Source organism: Streptococcus oralis (genome assembly GCF_002386345.1).
GTDB classification, from domain to species: domain Bacteria; phylum Bacillota; class Bacilli; order Lactobacillales; family Streptococcaceae; genus Streptococcus; species Streptococcus oralis_S.
This window is the reverse complement of the sequence record NZ_CP023507.1, coordinates 1,761,645-1,784,916: the sequence shown is the minus strand read 5'-3', so window position 1 is coordinate 1,784,916 and position 23,272 is coordinate 1,761,645. Positions and strand designations below refer to the sequence as shown.

At 43.8% G+C, this 23,272-nt stretch carries 19 protein-coding genes; 13 read left to right on the top strand and 6 right to left on the bottom strand.

Annotated elements, in window-relative coordinates; all coding sequences use genetic code 11:
* Positions 1–178 precede the first annotated feature (178 nt).
* Entirely contained in the window at positions 179–1,858 is a 1,680-nt protein-coding gene (locus CO686_RS08755; RefSeq protein WP_172844186.1) for an alpha-L-fucosidase, read from the top strand.
* A 36-nt stretch (positions 1,859–1,894) separates the two neighbouring features.
* On the opposite strand, the gene CO686_RS08750 is transcribed toward CO686_RS08755, so the two are convergent.
* On the bottom strand, positions 1,895–3,982 hold the full coding sequence (locus CO686_RS08750; protein WP_096753732.1) for a GH92 family glycosyl hydrolase: 2,088 nt from the start codon (positions 3,980–3,982) through the stop codon (positions 1,895–1,897).
* Between the two features lie 167 nt (positions 3,983–4,149).
* Between CO686_RS08750 and CO686_RS08745 the strand changes: the two genes are divergently transcribed.
* From CO686_RS08745 to CO686_RS08695, 11 genes are all read left to right on the top strand, one after another.
* The gene (locus CO686_RS08745) at positions 4,150–5,430 is read left to right on the top strand and encodes a glycoside hydrolase family 125 protein (protein ID WP_049501073.1); all 1,281 of its coding nucleotides are present in this window, start codon (positions 4,150–4,152) and stop codon (positions 5,428–5,430) included.
* Between the two features lie 56 nt (positions 5,431–5,486).
* Positions 5,487–8,132: an alpha-mannosidase gene (locus CO686_RS08740; RefSeq protein WP_096753731.1), complete on the top strand. Its 2,646-nt coding sequence runs from the start codon at positions 5,487–5,489 to the stop codon at positions 8,130–8,132.
* A 98-nt stretch (positions 8,133–8,230) separates the two neighbouring features.
* Complete coding sequence (locus tag CO686_RS08735; protein ID WP_002880939.1) at positions 8,231–9,100, top strand: ROK family protein; 870 nt, start codon at positions 8,231–8,233, stop codon at positions 9,098–9,100.
* Entirely contained in the window at positions 9,094–10,974 is a 1,881-nt protein-coding gene (locus CO686_RS08730; RefSeq protein ID WP_000251383.1) for a beta-N-acetylhexosaminidase, read from the top strand. The genes CO686_RS08735 and CO686_RS08730 overlap by 7 nt, the downstream gene beginning before the upstream one ends.
* 200 nt (positions 10,975–11,174) lie before the next feature.
* The gene (locus tag CO686_RS08725; RefSeq protein ID WP_000714584.1) at positions 11,175–12,104 is read left to right on the top strand and encodes an ABC transporter permease; all 930 of its coding nucleotides are present in this window, start codon (positions 11,175–11,177) and stop codon (positions 12,102–12,104) included.
* Between the two features lie 13 nt (positions 12,105–12,117).
* Entirely contained in the window at positions 12,118–13,041 is a 924-nt protein-coding gene (locus CO686_RS08720; protein ID WP_000818344.1) for a carbohydrate ABC transporter permease, read from the top strand.
* Between the two features lie 108 nt (positions 13,042–13,149).
* Positions 13,150–14,634 carry an ABC transporter substrate-binding protein gene (locus CO686_RS08715; RefSeq protein WP_049501074.1) on the top strand — a complete coding sequence of 495 codons (1,485 nt, stop codon included), beginning with the start codon at positions 13,150–13,152 and terminating at the stop codon, positions 14,632–14,634.
* Positions 14,635–14,794: 160 nt separating this feature from the next.
* Entirely contained in the window at positions 14,795–15,484 is a 690-nt protein-coding gene (locus CO686_RS08710; protein WP_049501075.1) for a CPBP family intramembrane glutamic endopeptidase, read from the top strand.
* Between the two features lie 68 nt (positions 15,485–15,552).
* Complete coding sequence (locus CO686_RS08705) at positions 15,553–15,849, top strand: bacteriocin immunity protein (protein ID WP_000188102.1); 297 nt, start codon at positions 15,553–15,555, stop codon at positions 15,847–15,849.
* A gap of 131 nt (positions 15,850–15,980) precedes the next feature.
* Complete coding sequence (gene trhO, locus CO686_RS08700) at positions 15,981–16,967, top strand: oxygen-dependent tRNA uridine(34) hydroxylase TrhO (RefSeq protein WP_001030013.1); 987 nt, start codon at positions 15,981–15,983, stop codon at positions 16,965–16,967.
* A 120-nt stretch (positions 16,968–17,087) separates the two neighbouring features.
* Positions 17,088–17,948 carry a DUF4299 family protein gene (locus CO686_RS08695; RefSeq protein WP_049501076.1) on the top strand — a complete coding sequence of 287 codons (861 nt, stop codon included), beginning with the start codon at positions 17,088–17,090 and terminating at the stop codon, positions 17,946–17,948.
* A 62-nt stretch (positions 17,949–18,010) separates the two neighbouring features.
* Here CO686_RS08695 and CO686_RS08690 read toward each other — a convergent pair whose 3' ends face one another.
* The 5 genes from CO686_RS08690 to CO686_RS08670 form a co-directional block, all read right to left on the bottom strand.
* Positions 18,011–18,973, bottom strand: a complete 963-nt coding sequence (locus tag CO686_RS08690; protein ID WP_096753730.1) for a DUF6574 domain-containing protein — start codon at positions 18,971–18,973, stop codon at positions 18,011–18,013.
* 62 nt (positions 18,974–19,035) lie between these two features.
* A complete protein-coding gene (locus tag CO686_RS08685; RefSeq protein WP_096753729.1) occupies positions 19,036–19,965 on the bottom strand; it encodes a DUF4097 family beta strand repeat-containing protein in 930 nt (309 codons plus the stop codon).
* A complete protein-coding gene (locus tag CO686_RS08680) occupies positions 19,958–20,551 on the bottom strand; it encodes a DUF1700 domain-containing protein (protein WP_065371496.1) in 594 nt (197 codons plus the stop codon). Before CO686_RS08680 ends, CO686_RS08685 begins: the two co-directional genes overlap by 8 nt.
* A complete protein-coding gene (locus tag CO686_RS08675; RefSeq protein WP_000273860.1) occupies positions 20,538–20,864 on the bottom strand; it encodes a PadR family transcriptional regulator in 327 nt (108 codons plus the stop codon). Before CO686_RS08675 ends, CO686_RS08680 begins: the two co-directional genes overlap by 14 nt.
* 135 nt (positions 20,865–20,999) lie before the next feature.
* Positions 21,000–22,166, bottom strand: a complete 1,167-nt coding sequence (locus CO686_RS08670; protein ID WP_096753728.1) for a CynX/NimT family MFS transporter — start codon at positions 22,164–22,166, stop codon at positions 21,000–21,002.
* Positions 22,167–22,387: 221 nt separating this feature from the next.
* Between CO686_RS08670 and CO686_RS08665 the strand changes: the two genes are divergently transcribed.
* The gene (locus CO686_RS08665) at positions 22,388–23,218 is read left to right on the top strand and encodes a glycosyltransferase (RefSeq protein WP_065371498.1); all 831 of its coding nucleotides are present in this window, start codon (positions 22,388–22,390) and stop codon (positions 23,216–23,218) included.
* Positions 23,219–23,272 lie beyond the last annotated feature (54 nt).

Genomic DNA, 23,272 nt, shown 5'->3' with positions numbered 1-23,272 from the left:
AGTTCCGTATATTAGTGACTTTCTAGAAAGCTAGTAGAAACCCTAGTACAGAACTATTTGACAAAGGTATGTTTAAGGTGACAGGTGAGCTAGAGACTGAAAAAACTAGTTTTTAGGAATGTTTTCTTATCCACAAGTTGTGGATAACTTTGTGAACAAGAGAAAGAGATACGAGATGATGACGAACATAAAACCACATGGACCATTACCAAGCCAGGCCCAGCTGGATTATTTAGAGGATGAACTAGCTGCCTTTATCCATTTTGGTCCCAATACCTTTTATGACCAAGAATGGGGAAGTGGGCAAGAGGATCCCAAGCGTTTTAACCCGACCAAGTTGGATGCGCGTGAATGGATTCGAGTGCTCAAAGAAACGGGTTTTAAAAAGCTGATTTTGGTGGTCAAGCACCACGATGGTTTTGTGCTCTATCCGTCAGCCCATACAGATTATTCGGTCAAGGCTAGCCCTTGGAGGAAAGGAGCGGGGGACTTGCTCCTTGAAGTTTCCCAGGCTGCAACTGAGTTTGACATGGATATGGGAGTGTATTTGTCTCCTTGGGATGCTCACAGTCCCCTCTATCACGTGGACCGAGAAGCGGATTACAATGCCTACTATCTGGCTCAATTGAAGGAAATCTTGTCAAATCCTGCTTATGGCAATGCTGGGAAGTTCACTGAGGTGTGGATGGATGGTGCTCGAGGCGAAGGGGCCCAGAAGGTCAACTATGAGTTTGAGACTTGGTTTGAAACCATTCGTGACTTGCAAGGCGATTGTTTGATTTTCTCAACTGAAGGGACCAGTATCCGCTGGATTGGAAATGAACGAGGCTATGCAGGGGATCCCTTGTGGCAAAAGGTCAAACCAGACCAGTTAGGAACAGAGGCGGAATTAGATTATCTACAGCACGGAGACCCCTTTGGGACGCTATTTTCAATCGGTGAGGCAGATGTTTCTCTTCGGCCGGGCTGGTTTTACCATGAGGATCAGGACCCCAAGTCTCTCGAGGAATTGGTCGAAATCTACTTTCACTCGGTGGGTCGGGGTACACCTCTCTTACTCAATATTCCGCCAAACCAAGATGGACTCTTTGACGAAAAGGATATCCGGCGACTGTATGAATTTGCTGCCTACCGTGACACACTCTATAGGGAAGATTTAGCTCTGGGAGCCAAGGTATCTGGACTTGCTCTATCACCAGACTTTGCCTGTCATCATCTGACAGATGGACTGGAAACTAGTTCATGGGCAAGTGATTCAGAGTTGCCAATCCAATTAGAGCTCGATTTAGGATCACCTAAAACATTTGATGTGATTGAGTTAAGAGAAGATTTGAAGTTGGGGCAACGCATCGCTGCTTTCCATGTTCAGGTAGAGTTGGATGGTGCCTGGCAGGAGTTTGGCTCTGGTTATACTGTTGGCTACAAACGTCTCTTACGAGGATCAGTCGTTGAGGCGCAGAAGATACGCGTGACCATTACAGAGGCACAGGCTTTGCCTTTGTTGACCAAGATTTCACTCTATAAAACACCTACCTTGTCGAAAAAAGAAACTGTTCAGCAACTAGAGTTTTCAGAAAAAATTCTCGCTGTGACCAAGGGAGAAAATGTCCACTTTACAGTGAAGCGCATAGAATCTAGCAGTCCTTTAGAAGCTAAGATTTCGATTCAACCAGGGACGGGTGTGCATGGTGTCGCTTATCGGGACGAGATTCAAGTCCTTGCGTTTCAAGTTGGCGAGATTGAAAAAAGGCTGACGATACCAACCTTGTATTTTGTAGGAGATAAAAGCTTAGATTTTTATCTGAATTTGACGGTAGATGGTCAGCTTGTTGACCAGCTTCAGGTCCAAGTTTCATAAAAGAAGAACCTTTGCGCGATGCAAAGGTTCTTTTGGTTATGAGTGATTTGGCAACCAGCTAAGTGTAAAGGTCAGTTGCTCAGCTTTCAAGAGGTCTTGGTGTTGAAGGCTAGATACTATGTTCTTGTCCAATCGGCATTCTTTGACAAAGTTGAAATGGCTGTGGTTTTGCTCGGCATGGATATCCAGCCATTTATTTTCCTTAGCCAGGTAGATACGGAGGTGATCAAAGAGAGGGATTCCGAGGTCGTAACTGGGTTTTCCTGGACAGGTCGGATAGAATCCGAGAGCTGACCAGATATACCAAGCAGAGAGACTGCCATTGTCCTCATCGCCAGGATAGGCTTGCCAGCTGGGGTGAAAGGCTTTCTGACGTATCGACTTGATGAGTAGAGCAGTGTAGTCTGGATAGTTGCTATAGCGAAAGAGATATGGAATGTGGAAGCTAGGCTGGTTGGAAATGGCGATTTGCCCAAAAGGAGCGGTAGCCATCTCGCTCATCTCGTGAATCTCGTAACCATAGCCAGTCGTCTCAAAGAGAGGAGCGTCCTGACAGGCTTTCAAAAGATAATTGCTGAAGGCTTCTTTTCCACCCATCAGTTGGATTAAGCCAGGGATGTCGTGTAGAACGCCCAAAGTCGCTTGAATGGCAGAACATTCGGCGTAGTCTCGTCCCCAACTGTAAGGAGAGAAGTCAGGTCGGAAGTTGCCTTGACTGTCTCGCGCACGCATATAGCCTGTCTCAGAGTCAAAGAGATGACGGAAATTCTGCGATGCGACCTTATAAGTCTCAGCGATGTCATTCTGACCAAGCTTTTGGGCGCAGCTAGCGATACAAAAATCGCTATAGGCATAGTCTAGGGTGTGACTGACGCTTTCGTGATTGTCTGAGGATAGATAGCCCAGTTCTTGGTATTGGGCCAAACCGTGGCGACCGTTGATGCCAAGAGGATCAGACTCGGTGGCTGTCTCCAGCATGGCTTGGAGGAATTCTTCTTCCAAGTCGGGGGTTATGTCCTTGCAGGCGCTATCTGCGATAATGCCGTCTAAAAGAGTGCCAGGCATCATGCCACGCTCATCTGGAGCCAGCCATTTTGGCAGGAAACCAGTATCGCGGTAGCTATTGAGGAAACCTTCTAGAAAGCGGTGATAGTGTTCCGGTATGATAAGGGCAAAGAGGGGGAAGGTGGTGCGGAAGGTATCCCAGAAACCATTGTTGCTAAAGAGGACACCGGGCTTGACAGTACCAGTAGACAAATCCATGTGGATGGCCTGCCCTGACTCGTTCACCTCATAAAATGTCTGTGGGAAAAGGAAGAGTCTGTAGAGGCAGTGATCAAAAAAGGTTCGGTCGGCTTCCCCTGTCTCCACGATATCAAAACGGTGGAGGAGATTTTCCCAGTCTGCTTGGGCATTTGCTTTACAGCTATCAAAGTCCTTTTGAGGTAGATTAAGCAGCGCTTGAGAAGGCGATATGAAAGAAGTTGCTAGTTGAATCTCGGCTTGACTGCTTGCTAAGTCAATTCGCCAGTCTCCCTCTTCTTGTGTGATAGCAAGAATATCCGTATTCATTTGTAAAGCAGTAAACAGTATCAGCGGATTTTTGTTGGTCTCTGTTTTTCCCTCTTGACGCAGGGCAAGAGTCCGCTTATCTATTTGTTCTCCTGTCAGTTCATCTGCTGCGTGAAGATAGAGGGAGAGGGCTTTGTCTTGCTTTTGCTCCAAACGAATAGAAGCGCCATAGCAAGTCGGTGTAAGCTGGGTTTCAATCTGAAAGCGCAGGGAGAAAATCTTCAGATAATGAGGTTGGAAGGAAGCTTTATCCCTATCATAGGAGGATTGACGGTGAAAGAGGCTATCTCCCCCAAGCTGGCCGGTGATAGGTGTCAGAAGCAGCCAAGAGTAGTCGCCAATCCAAGGACTGGGCTGGTGGGTTAATCGAATCCCTTGAAAGATGGGCAGATGTGGTTCGAAAAACCAAGCTCCCTCCTGATCGCTGGTCTGAGGCACAAAATAATTCATCCCAAAAGGAACGCCCGTGTAAGGCAGGGTATTTCCCCGAGAAAAGGCATGCTTGCTAGCAGTCCCAAAGCGGGTATCGATGGTTTCAAGTAGTGGTTTCATGGTATTTCCTTTAGCTGTTTTCTACATTATATCAGAAAAAATGGTCTTTAGAAAAGGAGTTTCAAATATAACAATTTTGTAGAAAAATGACTATCATTTGTGTATATATTTTCTGGGCTAAAAGCTATATACTGAAAATGAATCTTGTTTGAATGAGGTAAAAGTTTATGGTATATTCTAAAGAAATTGTTAGAGAATGGCTGAACGAAGTAGCGGAGCGGGCTAAGGACCATCCCGAGTGGGTGGATGTCTTCGAGCGTTGCTATACAGACACCTTGGACAATACGGTCGAGATTTTAGAAGATGGCTCAACTTTTGTTTTGACTGGGGATATTCCTGCCATGTGGCTTCGGGATTCGACAGCCCAACTCAGACCCTACTTGCATGTGGCTAAAAGAGATGCCCTCCTGCGTCAGACTATTGCAGGTTTGGTTAAGCGTCAGATGACCTTGGTGCTCAAGGATCCTTATGCCAACTCCTTTAACATTGAGGAAAACTGGAAGGGCCACCACGAGACTGACCATACCGACCTTAATGGTTGGATTTGGGAACGCAAGTACGAAGTGGACTCTCTTTGCTATCCTTTGCAGTTGGCTTATCTCCTCTGGAAAGAGACTGGAGAGACCAGTCAGTTTGATGAGACTTTTGTCGCAGCGACCAAGGAAATTCTTCATCTTTGGACAGTGGAACAAGACCACAACAATTCACCTTATCGTTTTGTCCGTGATACGGACCGCAGGGAAGACACCTTGGTAAATGATGGCTTTGGACCTGCCTTTGCAGTGACAGGTATGACCTGGTCAGCCTTTCGCCCGAGTGATGACTGCTGTCAGTATAGCTATTTGATTCCGTCAAATATGTTTGCAGTAGTGGTCTTGGGTTATGTCCAAGAAATCTTTGAAGAACTGGATCTAGCTGATAGCCAAAACATCATGGCAGACGCTGAGCGTCTCCAGTCTGAAATCCAAGAAGGCATCGAAAATTACGCTTACACAACTAACAGCAAGGGCGAAAAGATTTATGCCTTTGAAGTGGATGGTTTAGGAAATGCCAGCATCATGGATGATCCAAACGTACCAAGTTTGTTGGCGGCGCCTTATCTGGGCTATTGCGATGTCAACGATGAAGTGTATCAAGCCACTCGTCGCACCATTCTGAGCCCTGAAAATCCATACTTCTACCAAGGAGAATACGCTAGCGGTCTCGGAAGTTCTCATACCTTCTATCGCTATATCTGGCCCATTGCCCTTTCTATCCAAGGCTTGACAACAAGAGATAAGGCAGAGAAGAAATTCTTACTCGATCAGCTGGTTGCCTGCGATGGTGGTACAGGTGTCATGCACGAAAGCTTCCACGTGGATGACCCAACGCTCTACTCTCGTGAATGGTTCTCTTGGGCCAACATGATGTTCTGTGAATTAGTCTTGGATTACCTGGATATTCGCTAGTCAGTTCTTTAGTTAGATAGAAATAAAAATTTAAATTTAGAATGAGGTTTTACTTCATGGAAAATGTTGTTGTACATATTATCTCACATAGTCACTGGGACCGTGAGTGGTACTTACCTTTTGAAAGCCACCGTATGCAGTTGGTGGAATTATTTGATAATCTTTTTGACCTTTTTGAAAATGACCCTGAGTTCAAGAGTTTCCACTTGGATGGCCAAACCATTGTCCTTGATGACTATTTGGAAATTCGCCCTGAAAATCGCGACAAAGTCCAACGTTACATCGACGAAGGCAAACTCAAAATTGGTCCCTTTTACATCTTGCAGGATGATTACTTGATTTCAAGTGAAGCCAATGTTCGCAATACCTTGATTGGTCAAGCAGAATGTGCAAAATGGGGCAAATCAACCCAGATTGGTTACTTCCCAGATACCTTTGGAAATATGGGGCAAGCTCCCCAAATCCTTCAAAAATCAGGTATTCACGTGGCAGCTTTTGGGCGTGGTGTGAAGCCGATTGGATTTGACAACCAAGTCCTCGAAGATGAGCAGTTTACTTCCCAATTTTCAGAAATGTACTGGCAGGGTGCGGACGGAAGTCGTGTCCTCGGTATCCTCTTTGCCAACTGGTATAGTAATGGGAATGAAATCCCAGTTGATAAGGATGAGGCCCTGACTTTCTGGAGACAAAAATTGTCAGACGTACGTGACTATGCTTCGACCAACCAATGGTTGATGATGAACGGCTGTGACCACCAGCCTGTACAGCGAAATCTGAGCGAAGCCATTCGTGTGGCAAATGAACTCTTCCCAGATGTAACCTTTGTGCATAGTTCCTTTGATGACTATGTCCATGCAGTAGAAAGTGCCCTACCGGAGCAGTTATCTACGGTTACAGGTGAGTTGACGAGTCAAGAAACAGATGGTTGGTACACGCTTGCCAACACTTCCTCATCACGGATTTACCTTAAACAAGCCTTCCAAGAAAATAGTAACCTGCTAGAACAAGTGGTGGAGCCATTAACTGTCATCACTGGTGGGCACAACCATAAGGACCAGTTGACCTATGCTTGGAAAGTTCTTCTACAAAATGCGCCACATGACAGTATCTGTGGCTGTAGCGTGGACGAGGTTCACCGTGAGATGGAGACACGTTTTGCCAAGGTCAACCAAGTCGGAAACTTTGTGAAAACTAACCTTCTCAACGAGTGGAAGGGTAAAATCGCAACCCATGAAGCCCAAAGCGGCCATCTCTTTACGGTTATCAATACAGGCTTGCATGATAAGGTTGATACGGTCAGCACAGTGATTGATGTGGCGACTTGTGATTTCAAAGAATTGCACCCAACAGAAGGCTATAAGAAGATGGCAGCCTTGACCTTGCCAAGCTACCGTGTTGAAGACTTGGAAGGACATGCTGTAGAAGCGAAAATCGAAGATTTGGGAGCTAATTTTGAGTATGATTTACCAAAAGACAAGTTCCGTCAGGCTCGTATTGCTCGACAAGTGCGCGTGACAGTCCCTGTTCATCTAGCACCTCTCTCTTGGACAACCTTCCAATTGCTTGAAGGAGAACAAGAACACCGTGACGGTATTTACCAAAATGGAGTGATTGATACGCCATTTGTAACGGTCAGTGTGGATGAAAACATCACGGTCTACGACAAGACAACTCATGAAGCTTATGAAGATGTTATTCGCTTTGAAGACCGTGGTGACATTGGAAATGAGTACATCTACTTCCAACCAAAAGGAACAGAGCCTATCTACGCAGAACTCAAAGGCTATGAGGTCTTGGAAAATACAGCACGTTTTGCCAAGATTTTGCTCAAGCATGAATTGACAATTCCAGTAAGTGCAGACGAAAAACTGGATGCGGAACAAAGAGGCATCATCGAGTTTATGACGCGTGAAGCTGGGCGCTCAGAAGAATTGACAAGCGTTCTTCTTGAAACAGAGATGACCGTCTTTGTTGACAATCCACAAATTCGTTTCAAGACTCGCTTTACTAACACAGCCAAGGACCACCGTATCCGTCTCTTGGTCAAGACTCATAACACACGTCCAAGCAATGACTCTGAAAGCATCTATGAGGTGGTGACACGACCAAATAAACCAGCTGCTTCTTGGGAAAATCCTGAAAATCCTCAACACCAACAAGCCTTTGTCAGTCTGTATGATGATGAAAAAGGGGTGACAGTGGCTAATAAAGGATTGCACGAGTATGAAATCCTTGGAGACGACACCATTGCAGTGACCATTTTGCGTGCATCAGGTGAGTTAGGTGACTGGGGTTACTTCCCAACACCAGAAGCTCAGTGCTTGCGTGAGTTTGAAGTTGAGTTTACACTTGAATGCCACCAAGCAGGGGAACGTTTCTCAGCTTTCCGTCGTGCCAAAGCCTTCCAAACACCATTCACTAGTCTTCAGGTTGCTAAACAAGAAGGAAGTGTTGCTGCGACTGGTAGCCTCTTGAGTCATGCGGCACTCAGCTTGCCACAAGTCTGCCCGACAGCCTTTAAGGTAGCTGAAAATGAAGAAGGATATGTACTTCGTTACTACAATATGAGCCAAGAAAATGTGCGCATATCTGAACACCAACAAACCATTTTGGACTTGCTTGAACGACCATATCCCGTTCATTCAGGACTATTAGCGCCACAAGAGATTCGCACAGAATTGATCAAAAAAGAAGACATTTAACAGTTTTAAAGTGTTTGATAACTAATAATAAGAGATAGAAAGGAGGGGCGAAAGAGTAAGGATTGACTACTGATTCGCCCCTTTTTATGGGAAGAACAATGACCATTGCAACCATTGATATCGGAGGGACTGGGATTAAGTTTGCCAGTCTGACTCCTGATGGAAAAATACTAGATAAGACAAGTACTCCGACGCCAGAAAACTTGGAGGATTTACTGACTTGGCTAGACCAACGTCTGTCGGAGAAAGATTATAAGGGCATTGCCATGAGCGTTCCAGGCGCGGTCAATCAAGAAACAGGTGTGATTGAGGGAATCAGTGCCGTACCTTACATCCATGGCTTTTCTTGGTATGAAGCTCTTGCTCATCATCAACTCCCTGTCCATCTAGAAAATGATGCCAACTGTGTTGGACTTAGTGAACTGCTGGCTCATCCAGAGATTGAAAATGCAGCCTGTGTCGTGATTGGGACTGGAATCGGTGGTGCCATGATTATCAATGGCAAGCTTCACCGAGGTCGCCACGGCTTGGGGGGAGAGTTTGGCTACATGACAACCCTTGCCCCTGCTGAAAAACTCAACAACTGGTCGCAACTAGCGTCAACTGGAAATATGGTGCGATACGTGATTGAAAAGTCTGGTCAGACTGACTGGGACGGACGCAAGATTTACCAAGAGGCCGCAGCTGGCAATGCTCTTTGTCAAGAAGCGATTGAGCGCATGAACCGTAATCTGGCGCAAGGCTTGCTCAATATCCAGTATCTGATCGACCCAGATGTCATTAGCCTAGGTGGCTCCATCAGCCAAAACCCTGATTTTATCCAAGGTGTCAAGAAGGCTGTCGGTAACTTTGTCGAGACCTACGAAGAATACACGGTCGCACCAGTTATCCAAGCCTGCACCTATCATGCAGAAGCCAATCTCTACGGTGCCCTTGTCAACTGGCTACAGGAGGAAAATCAGTGGTAAGATTTACAGGACTTAGTCCCAAGCAAACGCAAGCTATTGAAGCATTAAAAAATCACATTTCTCTGCCAGATGTAGAGGTAGCTGTCGCTCAGTCTGACCAAGCCTCTATCTCTATCAAGGGTGAAGGTGGACACTATCAACTAACCTATCGAAAACCTCACCAACTCTACCGCGCCTTGTCCTTGTTGGCAACAGCTCTAGCAGAAGGTGATAAGGTAGACCTTGAAGAACAAGCTGCTTATGAAGATTTGGCCTACATGGCAGACTGTTCTCGAAATGCGGTGCTGAATGTGGCTTCTGCCAAACAGATGATTGAGGTCTTGGCTCTCATGGGTTATTCAACCTTTGAGCTCTACATGGAAGATACTTATCAGATTGAGGGGCAACCTTACTTTGGTTATTTCCGTGGTGCCTACTCGGCTGAGGAGTTGCAGGAAATAGAAGCCTACGCCCAGCAGTTTGACATGACCTTTGTGCCTTGCATCCAGACCTTGGCCCACTTGTCAGCCTTCGTCAAATGGGGTGTCAAAGAAGTGCAAGAACTCCGTGATGTAGAGGACATTCTCCTTATCGGTGAAGAAAAGGTGTATGACCTGATTGATGGCATGTTTGCCACTCTGTCTAAACTGCAGACACGCAAGGTCAATATTGGGATGGACGAAGCCCACTTGGTTGGTTTGGGGCGCTACCTCATTTTGAACGGTGTTGTGGACCGTAGTCTCCTCATGTGCCAACACTTGGAGCGCGTGCTGGATATTGCCGATAAGTATGGTTTCCACTGCCAAATGTGGAGTGACATGTTCTTCAAACTCATGTCAGCAGATGGCCAGTACGACCGTGATGTGGAAATTCCTGAGGAAACTCGTGTTTACCTAGACCGTCTCAAAGATCGTGTAACCTTGGTTTACTGGGATTATTACCAAGATAGCGAAGAAAAGTACAATCGTAATTTCCGCAATCACCACAAGATTAGCCAAGATATAGCCTTTGCAGGTGGTGCTTGGAAGTGGATTGGTTTTACCCCACACAACCATTTCAGCCGTCTAGTGGCTATCGAGGCCAATAAAGCCTGTCGTGCTAATCAGATCAAAGAGGTCATCGTAACTGGTTGGGGGGACAATGGTGGGGAAACTGCCCAGTTTTCTATCCTACCCAGCTTGCAAATCTGGGCAGAACTCAGCTACCGCAATAACCTCGACCGTTTGTCTGCTCACTTCAAGACCAATACAGGTCTATCGGTTGAGGACTTTATGCAGATTGACCTAGCTAACCTCTTACCAGACTTGCCAGGCAATCTCAGCGGGATCAATCCCAACCGCTATGTCTTTTATCAGGATGTTCTCTGTCCGATTCTTGACCGGCACGTGACACCTGAACAGGACAAACCGCACTTTGCTCAGGCCGCTGAAACGCTTGCTGTTATCAAAGAAAAAGCTGGAAACTACTCTTACCTCTTTGAAACTCAGGCCCAGTTGAACCAGATTTTAAGCAGTAAAGTGGATGTGGGACGACGCATTCGTGAAGCTTATAAAGCCGGTGACAAAGTCAGCTTACAGCAAATCGCCAGACAAGAATTACCAAAACTCAGAAGCGAGATTGAACATTTCCATGCCCTCTTTAGCCATCAATGGTTGAAGGAAAACAAGGTCTTTGGCTTGGACACAGTTGATATCCGTATGGGAGGACTCTTGCAACGCATCAAGCGAGCAGAAAGTCGCATCGAGGCTTATCTAGCTGGTCAGCTTGACCGCATCGACGAGTTAGAAGTGGAAATCTTACCATTTACTGACTTCTACGCAGACAAGGGATTTACAGCCACAACAGCCAACCAGTGGCACACTATTGCGACAGCTTCGACGATTTATACGACTTAAAGGTCTTTTTTCCGAGTCAGAATGTTTCTCGTGAAACCTATTTCTTATAAAAAACTTCTCCACAAAAAATAATTTGTGGAGTTTTTTCTATAATTAGTAGTTTAACCTAGCCTTCAAATAGGAGTATACTAATAATGTAATCGTTATCAAACCTAAAAATTCGATGAAATCAGTTTTTAGGAATAAAAAGGGAGGAAATTATGAAAAAGTTTTCAAAGACCTTGAGAGATAACTGGATCTTTCTCTTGATGGTTTTACCAGGGGCACTCTGGTTGATTCTATTCTTTTACATTCCAGTATTTGGGAATGTGGTCGCCTTTAAAGACTACCATATGACCAGTAATGGTTTCATAGATAGTATTGTGAATAGTAAATGGGTCGGGTTAGATAATTTCAGATTCTTGTTCAGTTCAAAAGATGCCTTTATCATCACTCGTAATACCGTTCTTTACAATCTCGGCTTTATCTTTATCGGTTTGATTGTATCAGTAGGGATTGCCATCATCCTCAGCGAGCTTCGCTCTAAAAGAATGGTTAAGATTTTCCAAACGTCTATGTTGTTCCCTTACTTCCTGTCATGGGTTATCATCAGTTTCTTTACAGATGCCTTCCTAAACATTGACAAAGGGGTCTTCAACCATTTCCTAACATCCATTGGCATGAAGGAAGTCAACTTCTACGCTGACTTAGGCATTTGGCCATACCTTCTCCTTTTCCTAGGTATTTGGAAAGGCTTTGGATATAGCAGTGTCATGTACTATGCGACAATCATGGGAATTGACCCAACCTACTACGAAGCAGCAACAGTGGACGGGGCGAGCAAGTGGCAACGTATTCGCAACGTAACCATTCCTCAGTTGACTCCGCTTGTAACAGTCTTGACCATCCTTGCAGTCGGAAATATCTTCCGTGCAGACTTTGGTCTCTTCTATCAAATTCCACACAATGCTGGTCAGCTTTACAATGTAACCAACGTTTTGGACGTGTATGTCTTTAATGGTTTGACTCAGACAGCAGATATCGGTATGGCTTCAGCAGCCGGTCTTTACCAATCCGTAGTCGGTTTGATTCTGGTTATCCTATCAAACTTGCTTGCAAGACGAGTCGATCCAAACTCAGCTTTGTTCTAGAAAGGAGGAGAATATGGCAGAAAAGAAAATTAAAAAAGAAAAAATCGATAATGTCGGCATTCACTCCTTCAGTAAGAAAGCAGATATCTTCTTTAGTATCATCTCTGGTTTGATCGCTCTTTCTTGTATCTTGCCCTTTATCTTCGTTATCATCATTTCGGTGACAGATGAAAAGAGCATCCTCCAGTATGGATATAGCTTTTTCCCTTCGAAATTTGGTGTAGATGGATTCCAGTTCCTAGCTCAGTTTAAAGATAAGATCCTCCAAGCGCTCTTTATCTCAGTTTTTGTAACTGTAGTCGGAACAGTGACCAACGTCTTCATCACAACCACTTATGCCTACGCTATCTCACGTACAACCTTTAAGTACCGCAGATTCTTCACAATCTTCGCTCTTCTTAGTATGTTGTTCAATGCTGGTTTGGTACCAGGCTATATCGTGGTTACTCGCCTGCTTCAACTGGGTGATACCGTTTGGGCCTTGATTGTTCCAATGCTCCTCTCACCATTCAACATCATCTTGATGCGTTCCTTCTTCAAGAAGACCATTCCAGAAGCCATTCTCGAATCTGCTCGTATCGATGGTGCCAGTGAAGCTCGGATCTTCTTCCAGATTTGTTTGCCATTATCACTTCCAGGTATCGCAACCATCACGCTTTTGACAGCTCTTGGTTTCTGGAACGACTGGTTCAACGCCCTTCTTTACATCAAGAGTGACAACTTGTATCCATTGCAATATTTGCTCATGCAAATCCAGCAAAATATGGACTACATCGCAAAAGCAGTCGGCCTATCTGGCCAACTGGGAGTCGCTCTACCGAAAGAAACAGGTCGTATGGCCATGGTTGTTGTTGCAACCCTTCCAATCGCGATTCTGTATCCATTCTTCCAACGCTACTTTGTTAAAGGGTTGACGATCGGTGGTGTGAAAGAATAGCACTTGTTGAGAAACACCGTTTCTCCCTTCCCAACTTCATCTTAGTGACTGAAGTTACAAATCATTAAATCGTTTATAAGTTTAAAAATAAAAAAAGGAGTTTTTATCATGAAAAACTGGAAAAAATATGCTTTTGCATCTGCTAGCGTAGTCGCTTTGGCTGCTGGCCTTGCTGCTTGTGGAAACCTTACAGGTAACAACAAAAAAGCTGCAGATACTACTTCAGGTGAAAAACCTGTAATCAAAATGTACCAAATCGGTGACAAACCAGACAACTTGGATGAATTGCTAGAAAATGCAAACAAAATCATCGAAGAAAAAGTCGGTGCTAAATTGGATATCCAATACCTTGGATGGGGTGACTATGATAAGAAAATGTCTGTTATCACATCATCTGGTGAAAACTATGATATCGCATTTGCATCTAACTATGTCGTAAATGCTCAAAAAGGTGCTTATGCTGACTTAACAGAATTGTATAAAAAAGAAGGAGCAGAGCTTTACAAAGCACTTGACCCAGCTTACATCAAAGGGAACACTGTAAACGGTAAGATCTATGCAGTACCAGTTGCAGCTAACGTTGCATCATCTCAAAACTTTGCCTTCAACGGAACTCTTCTTGCTAAATACGGTATCGATATTTCAGGTGTCACTTCATACGAAACACTTGAGCCAGTCTTGAAACAAATCAAAGAAAAAGCTCCAGATGTAGTACCATTTGCGGTTACGAAGAACTTTATCCCATCTGATAACTTTGACTACCCAGTACCAAACGGACTTCCATTTGTTATCGACCTTGAAGGAGACACTACTAAGATCGTAAACCGTTACGAAGTGCCTCGTTTCAAAGAACACTTGAAGACTCTTCACAAATTCTATGAAGAAGGATACATTCCAAAAGACGTAGCAACCAGCGACACTTCATTTGACCTTCAACAAGATACTTGGTTTGTTCGTGAAGAAACAGTAGGACCAGCTGACTATGGTAACAGCTTGCTTTCACGTGTTGCTAACAAAGACATCCAAATCAAACCAATCACTAACTTTATCAAGAAAAATCAAACAACACAAGTTGCCAACTTTGTTATCTCAAACAACTCTAAGAACAAAGAAAAATCAATGGAAGTGTTGAACCTCTTGAACACGAACCCAGAACTCTTGAACGGTCTTGTTTACGGTCCAGAAGGCAAGAACTGGGAAAAAATTGAAGGTAAAGAAAACCGTGTACGCGTCCTTGATGGCTACAAAGGAAATACTCACATGGGTGGATGGAACACTGGTAACAACTGGATTCTTTACATCAACGAAAACGTTACAGACCAACAAATCGAAGATTCTAAGAAACAATTGGCAGAAGCTAAAGAATCTCCAGCACTTGGATTCATCTTTAACACTGACAATGTGAAATCTGAAATCTCAGCCATTTCTAACACAATGCAACAATTCGATACAGCTATCAACACTGGTACTGTAGACCCAGATAAAGCTATTCCAGAATTGATGGAAAAATTGAAATCTGAAGGTGCCTACGAAAAAGTATTGAACGAAATGCAAAAACAATATGACGAATTCTTGAAAAACAAAAAATCATAAGATCGATTGATTTCGTGTATTCATTCCTAATTCCTAAAAATGTGATCGCTGCCTTCCCTAGTTCTCTAGGGGAGGTAGTGATTTTTAGGATGTAAACATGAAAAGAGTGGTTCTGAGGGTTTATGCGATGTGATACACATACATCTATAGAGGATTTATTATGAAAAAATATCGCTTTCTTTTCAAAATGAGTGCTGTCTTCTCTTACCTATTTTTCGTATTTGGTCTTTCTCAGCTGACGCTTATTGTCCAAAACTATTGGCAATTTTCTTCCCAGATAGGCAATTTCTTCTGGATTCAAAATATCTTGAGTTTGCTATTTATCGGAGTCATGATTTGGATTCTGGTTAAGACAGGCCATGGTTATCTCTTTCGCATTCCAAGAAAAAAATGGCTTTGGTATTCGATTTTGACAGTATTAGTGGTAGTGCTCCAGATCTCTTTTAACGTTCAGACAGCTAAACATGTTCAGTCAACTGCTGAAGGTTGGGCTGTATTGATTGGTTATAGTGGGACTAACTTTGCAGAGCTAGGTATCTATATAGCCCTGTTCTTTCTGATTCCACTGATGGAAGAGTTAATCTATAGAGGATTACTGCAACACGCCTTTTTTAAAGATTCGCGATTTGGTCTTGATTTGCTTCTTCCTTCCATTTTGTTTGCTCTTCCTCATTTTTCAAGTCTGCCTAGTCTGTTAGATATTTTCGTTTTTACAACATCTGGAATCATCTTTGCTGGTTTGACCCGCTATACCAAGAGCATCTATCCTTCCTATGCAGTGCATGTGATCAATAATATTGTAGCGACCTTGCCATTTTTGCTGACTTTTTTACATAGGGTGTTTGGGTAAAATACTGGCTGGAGAGTTAGGAATTATAGTTTTTCAATTTATAAGCGAATTTCAGGAGGAAAATGAGAATGACACCATTAAAATGGTTTGCTGGAGGAAGCGAAAGGCGTTGTGAAGCCATGACCATCATTGATCATCTATTGGAAGATATAAAGGCTGCGCCTCAACTTGCTCCCCTGAAAAATCAGTTAGTGATTTATAAAAAACGATTAAAGGACGATGGAACCTCTACTCCATTTATTCTGAGCCAAATGAACGTTGACATCTCACGTGTGTTGATTGACAATAAGCTGGATTTGTCAGAAAGTCAAGCTAAGCAAATCAAAAAATTGAGAGAATTATCTGTTATTCGGTATGGTTACTGATGAAGTGCAGGGGTAGGACTCTTTCTACAATTTCCGGTCAAATAAATTGCATTCGTTTTCCCAAGTGGGTATACTAGTATAGTTGAATGAAAAATTCTGAAAATTTAAGAATAGAAAAGAGAACAAATCTTATGGCAAAAGATATTCGTGTCTTACTTTACTACCTTTATACTCCAATTGAAAATGCAGAGCAATTTGCTGCAGACCACTTGGCTTTCTGTAAATCAATCGGCCTTAAAGGCCGTATCCTAGTCGCTGACGAGGGAATTAACGGAACTGTTTCAGGTGACTACGAAACAACTCAAAAATACATGGACTACGTTCACAGTCTCCCAGGCATGGAAGACCTCTGGTTCAAGATTGACGAAGAAAATGAACAAGCCTTCAAGAAGATGTTTGTTCGCTACAAGAAAGAAATTGTCCACCTTGGTTTGGAAGACAACGACTTTGACAACGACATCAACCCACTTGAAACAACAGGTGCTTACTTGTCTCCAAAAGAGTTCAAAGAAGCCCTTCTTGACGAAGATACCGTTGTCCTTGACACACGTAACGATTATGAGTACGACCTAGGACATTTCCGTGGAGCTATCCGCCCAGACATCCGCAACTTCCGTGAGTTACCACAATGGGTTCGTGACAACAAGGAAAAATTCATGGACAAGCGTGTCGTGGTTTACTGTACAGGTGGCGTTCGTTGTGAGAAATTCTCAGGTTGGATGGTTCGTGAAGGCTACAAAGATGTTGGCCAATTGCACGGAGGAATCGCAACTTACGGTAAAGACCCAGAAGTTCAAGGTGAGCTTTGGGATGGGAAAATGTACGTCTTTGACGAGCGTATCGCAGTCGATGTCAACCATGTTAACCCAACCATCGTAGGGAAAGACTGGTTTGATGGAACACCATGTGAACGTTATGTCAACTGTGGAAATCCCTTCTGTAACCGTCGTATCCTAACATCAGAAGAAAATGAAGACAAATACCTTCGTGGATGCTCACACGAGTGTCGTGTTCACCCACGCAACCGCTACGTTTCAGAAAATGAATTGACACAAGCAGAAGTGGTGGAGCGCCTAGCAGCTATCGGTGAAAGCTTGGATCAAGTCGCTACTGTATAACATCAAACAGCCTTTAGGGCTGTTTTTCTATGCTTTTTATCTAAAAATCTAAAATTTGTTTCTGTATCTTTCAGGAAAATAGGGTATACTATGTGTAAACGATTTCAAAGGAGGCCAGTTATGGCGAAAACATTTTTTATCCCAAATAAAGAAAGCATTCTAGGACAACAGGAGGTCTTGACTGCCAAGTCCATCTTGGCCTTGGTGGAGGGCTTGGAGTCGCACAGTTATGATGCAGTCTATCTCCGTCAGCCCCTCAATCGTCTCGAGTACATGGAGTGTGGGATTGTAGGCCAGTCGCAATTTCTTTTCAAAGTGAACTATGCGGATAGTCGAAAAGGCTATCAAGTGGTGATTCCAGACTTTCTTACCAGAGCGGACTGGGAGATTGTAGAAGCTCTCCTCCAAGCCCTATCGAGCAAGTTGGGGCAAGTGGTAGAAGGGCTAGAAGACTTTGACTTTGAAGCTTATTTCCGACAAACGATCCAGCATTATCTAGCGGATAAGGCGGTTCGTTTAGTATATTGCCAAGGACTCTTGTCTCCTATTTATCTCAACAAGGACTACCTCGAGAGCTTTTTGGCTGAGGACGGATTGGCACGTTTTGAAGAGCTAGTCAAGAAGGTTCAAGGCTCTGATGCCTACCTTGCCAGTGTGAAATTTTACCCGGATGCTCAAGGCAAGGTGCACGGTATCTACCACCTAGCCCAGGGAGTCAAGACGATTTTACCTAAGGAGCCCTTTGTACCAGCACCCTATACCGAGCAGCTAGCAGGCAAGGAGCTTGTTTGGGAGATTGACCTAGTGAAGATTTCTGGTGATGGGTCCAAAGCAGAAGACTATGAAACCATCGCTCGCTTGGACTATGCAAGATTCCTAGAGTCACTACCAACAGAATTTTACCACCAACTAGATGCCAATCAATTGGAAGTACAAGCCATTTTGGGAAAAGATTTTGAAGGATTGGCAAGCATCGAGTAGACCTTGTCCAAAAAAGAGTAAGAATAAAAATCCCTGTCATTAACAAATGGCAGGGATTTTGGTTAAAAGAAGGTCAGGATGCGAAGGTAGTCCACTGTTAGCGCCAACTCTGCAATGAAGAAGGGTAAGAGAATAGCAGCATCAAGTAAGACAGCTAGTAAGAAACGATAAAATGGGTCAAGGCTACTGGTCTTACTTGGCTTGCTAATCACAAAGAGATTTCCAAGGGCAAAGATGGTCATGCTTAGAAGAGTGAGGATGCCAGCAAATCGTAAGCCACCAAAAAGTGCAAAGAAACTTGCTAGAGCTGTTAGGACAAGTGGTATAGCAAAGAGCCGGCTGTAACGATCGCAAGCTTCTTGGAATGTGAAGTCACTCTCCTGATCCAGCACACGTCGGACAGTAAAGCCTCCCAAAATGATGGAAAAGTAAAATAGAGCGCTAGCGACCAAGATAGAAAGGCCAGCAAAGAGATCCAAAGGTGGGAGCTGGTTAGGAGAACTATTAGCAATAGAAATCATATAGCCATAGTAGAGGTGCTTGATATGATAGATACTAAAGAAAAGATTAATCGAAGACAGCAAGGTGAGCAGGGCAAAGACACTATAACGATGCTTTTGGTCCCTAGTCTTGCTGGTAGTTGGTTCTTGGATAGCATCCAGCAGCCAAGACCAAAATAGTGCGATTTCTTCTTTGAATCGAGCAGTTTTGCGGGGGTCAATGTCTGGGATATAGGGACTTTCTAAAGCCTTGCTAAGGATACTTTTCTCTTTTGTAGGGTTTTCTTGCTTGTGTTCCTCTTCAGCTTTCCCTTCTCCCTCTTCCTCGGTTTGGGCTTCCCCGATTATTTCGGGAGTTTCCTCCTCATGCCTTTCCAACTCTTTAGGTGAGATAGGAGTTTCTGGGCTTGCTTGTGGTTCGGTCTCTACAATTTCCGAAGTCTCTGGCTCGTTGGGCTGGTTTTCCGACTTCGTCTGAGGTGATTTCTTCTCAAGATCGGTACTTTCAAACCATTCTTGTGTCATGGTGGAACCTCCTTTTTTATGGTCGTTTTCTATCTTTAGACTAGCAGATGAAAGCGTTTTTGTCAATGATTTCTAGATGGAGAAGAGTGCTCTTCTTTAGGTAGGTAGATATCCTGGTTGGCTTTTGCAATGAGCAGGTCCTTGACATCTGCTTTGTCTGTCTTGTATGGGTTGGCAAGTTCATTCTCTTTTTGTCCACGATGTTCTTCTTTGGGTTTATGATAGATACCACCATGCTGAGAAGAAAGATCTAGATTGATACGGTCAGTCTCTTTCTGGGAGAGAATGAGGTTTAGAGTGGAATGGGCCTCTAGCTCAACCTTGCCGTGGACCTTGATATTCTCAGCATAGATGTGTTCCTCTTCGGTCTTGACCTGGCTATCTGTCAATTCAGTATCAAAGATATTGATGATATGAGGTGTCGTTAGTGTGCTGTTCTTGATAGAACTTTCTGTTAGTCTTAAGAGGTAGCCTTTTGTTTTGATTGTCGCATTTTCGAGATTGGCTTGGCGAATATTGGTTTGACCACGATTGGCTGAGACGGTGATAGCTTGTAGTCTTCTTCCTTTAGGGAGGGAGAGTATGACTTCGTCAAAACGACTAGAATAACTGCTAGCAATACGAAGTAGGGCTTCGATTCCTGAACCGAGAAAACGATGTTGGGAGGCTTGTTTGTCAGTGACGCTCAGTGTTTTGTCACTCATGCCAGTAGTCAGATCGTGACGGCCAGACACGGACGGATGATAGGTGATGTGGATCTTGTCATCTACAGACTCTGTGATGGTTAGGCTGTGTTCTTCAAGGGTCAAATCAAGTTTTTCCACTTCGCTTCCAAAGGTTACTTCTTCGATACGATTGTCATAGACGGGGTCTTTTGACATGGCAAGCAAACTTTGAATACCATTGGACTGCGCACCTACAATGATCATGATAAAACCAAGGATTGTAGAAACCACACCAAAGATGAGAAATCCTTTTGTCAATTTACGCATGTCTATCACCTCTCTTTCCTTTTTTAAGAATCCATTGTGCCAAGCGGACGATTAGGAGGCCAAAGAAACGAGCTACATAGGAGATACCCAGTAGAACAAGAGAAGAAGCACCGATAGAAAGCAAACCGGCCCCAAAAATCAAGATAAAGGCAGATTTGGCTTCGACTAGGACGCTAAAGCTCTCTATGATAAAGAGTCCGCCCAGTAGGATACCCGTCACCGAAACAGTGAAAAAGGCTAGAATGACGGAGACAGCCGCGATAAAAATACCGATGATGGCCATGAGGATGCCGATCCCGACCGGAATTCCGATAGGAGCTACTAGCAGGGCCAGGAGGGCAATGTGTAGCAGTTGGCGATCATTCTTTTGAGCAGGTGCCTCATTGACTTTTTTATCGAGAAGATCAGAGAGGATATCATGAGCTGCTTCTTTTGGTGTTCCTAGACTGGCGATGAGTTCCTCTTCGCCCTCTGAACCTGCATCGTCAAATAGTTCCTTAAAGTAGTCCATGGCTTCGATGCGGTCAGCTTCAGGCAGTTTATTGAGATAGGTTTCTAACTGAGTCAGATAGTCAGTTCTTGTCATGGCGGATACTCCCTTCTATAATGCCGTTGACGGTGTCGGTATAGAGCGTCCACTCTTCCTTTAGAGTAACGAGCTGCTCTACGCCCCGATTGGTCAAGGAGTAGTATTTGCGCATACGCCCCTGAAACTCTCTAGAGTAGGTGGTCAGAAAGCCACTGGCTTCCAATTTTTTGAGAATGGGATAGAGCGTAGATTCTTTGATATTGGCGATGAGTTTAATGGTTTGGCTAATCTCATAACCATAAGAATCCCCCTGCTCCAGTACAGCCAAGATGAGAAATTCGATCAAGGCAGAGGATGTTGGGAAGTACATGGGAAACCTCCTTTATATTATATAAAAATTTTATATATACTCTTTTCAAATATATTGTATCTCAAGTTGAAAGCCCTGTCAAGAAATATGTGTAAAAATTTTATATATAAAAAACTTCTAGTAAAAACTAGAAGTTTAGAGGATTTTATCAGCCCGATCGACCATAAAGAGTGAGATGGTCATGATGATATCAACGGCTAGAAGGGCAAGGACAGCTGGAACCCAAGATTGGAAAAGGTCAAAGCTGTAACCAAACAAGGTAGGACCAAAGGCCGCTAAGATGTAACCCCCTGTTTGCGCCAGGCCTGAGAGTTGCGCAGTCTTTTCAGGCGAGCTGGTCTTAAGTGAGAAGCAAACCATGAGGTAGGGGAAGAGGGCACTGCAGGCCGTTCCAATCAAGAGATGGACGACTAACCAGTAGAGGAAATTATTGGTTGGATACAAGAGCATGGCAATTCCTATCATACCAGCGATAGAGATAATTGCCAGCATGATTCGACGGTGACCATCTGATAGACGAGTCGTCAGACTTGGAACAGTCATTGAAAAAGGAATGCTGATCAGTGAGAAGATAGAAGCCAGAAGAGCCGCATCACTATTAGAAATACCAGCACTAACAGCCATAGTTGGCAACCAGGTCATACTTGTATAAAAGAGCAAGGACTGAAGCCCGCCAAAGATAATGATAGCCCAGACATCTTTACTTTTTAGAATATTCTCTTTGACTTGCTTTTCTTTTTGGCTTTCTAGGTGGTGGTTGTGGCGATGATTTGGCAACCAGACTAGCAGAGTGACCAGACAGAGAAAGCTGAGAACGAGGATGAGTCCCTTCCAAGAACTAGCTTGGGTGATAGGAACCGAAAGATAAGAAGCGATGGCTGTCGAAATTCCCATGGCAGTGACATAGAGAGTTGTTAGGAAACTAATCTTTTGAGGCTGATTTGCCTGGATCATACTTGGGAGCAGTACATTGAAGATCGCAATGCTTGCTCCCACAATTAGGGTCCCTAGATAGAGAAGGGGAAGATTGAAAATCCGAATGACAGAGCCAACAGTTAAGAGGAGGAGACAGTAAGTAAAGAGATGTTCCAACCCGATTTTTTGTGCCAAGCGACTCGCAAAAGCCGAAAAAAGAGCAAACATCAAGAGCGGCAGACTGGTTAAAATTCCAAGAGAGCTGACCTCCACTCCTAGCCCCTGAGCGATATCTCCTAAAATGGTTGGAAGAGCAGTAAAAGGAGATCGTAAAACAGTCCCGATTAAGACAATTCCTAGAACAAAAAAGAGTGATTGTTTTTTCATAAAAACCTCGATAGGATGATTTTAATAACAGCTTATTTTAAGGTTTTTTCCTTATAATGTCAAGTAATGATAGCCAAGACAGATCAATCAATGGAAGTGAAAATAAAGTGAAAAGGGACAGATTTCTTTACTAGAATTTTCCTTGATTTGATATAAAAATAGGAAACTAGGAAATTTTGTGATAAAATAGTGGAAGGAAATCTATACATTGGAGAAAAACTGTGCCTGAAAAGCAAAAAATCAGCGTCTTGATGTCGGTCTATGTAAAGGAAAATCCGACGTTTTTAAAAGATGCTATTAAAAGTGTTCAAAACCAGACCTTGAAACCGAGTGAACTTGTTCTTGTTGAGGACGGGCCGCTCACGCCCGAACTCTATCAGGTGCTAGATGAAGTGGAAGCTCAGTCAGACATTCCAGTTAAACGGTGCCCCTTAGAAGAAAATCAAGGTTTAGGCTTGGCTCTTCGATACGGTGTTTTACAGTGCCAGTATGACATTATTGCCCGCATGGATACGGATGATTTAGCCGTTCCGGATCGTTTTGAGAAACAGCTTCAGCTAATGGAGAAAGAAGATCTCGATCTCTTAGGCGGGCATATCGCAGAGTTCATTGACAATCCAGATGAGATTGTTTCTTATCGTCGTGTTCCAACTCAGCATGCAGACATTGTGGCTTATCAGAGAATGAGAAGCGCCTTTAACCATATGACAGTTATGTTTAAAAAGGGCATGGTCCTCAAGGCAGGCAACTATGAAGATGGCCTTTACATGGAGGATGACCTCCTTTGGCTCAATATGATTGCTGCAGGTGCCAAGACTGGGAACCTAGATCAAATCTTGTGTAAGGTTCGTGTCGGTGCAGGGATGTTTGAGCGTCGAGGTGGCTTACGTTACCTTAAACTCTATCGTCAAGCTCGCCAACGGATGCTTGAGCGAGGGCAAATTTCTTACATGGAATATGCTAAAAGTGTAGCCATTCAGGCAATTGTTGCACTTTGTCCAGGCTTTGTACGTCAGTTTATCTTCGTCAAACTTTTAAGAAAGAGAAAGTAAGCCCCGATAGACTGAATGATTCAGGTTATCATAACAACAGTATCATCTGACTCT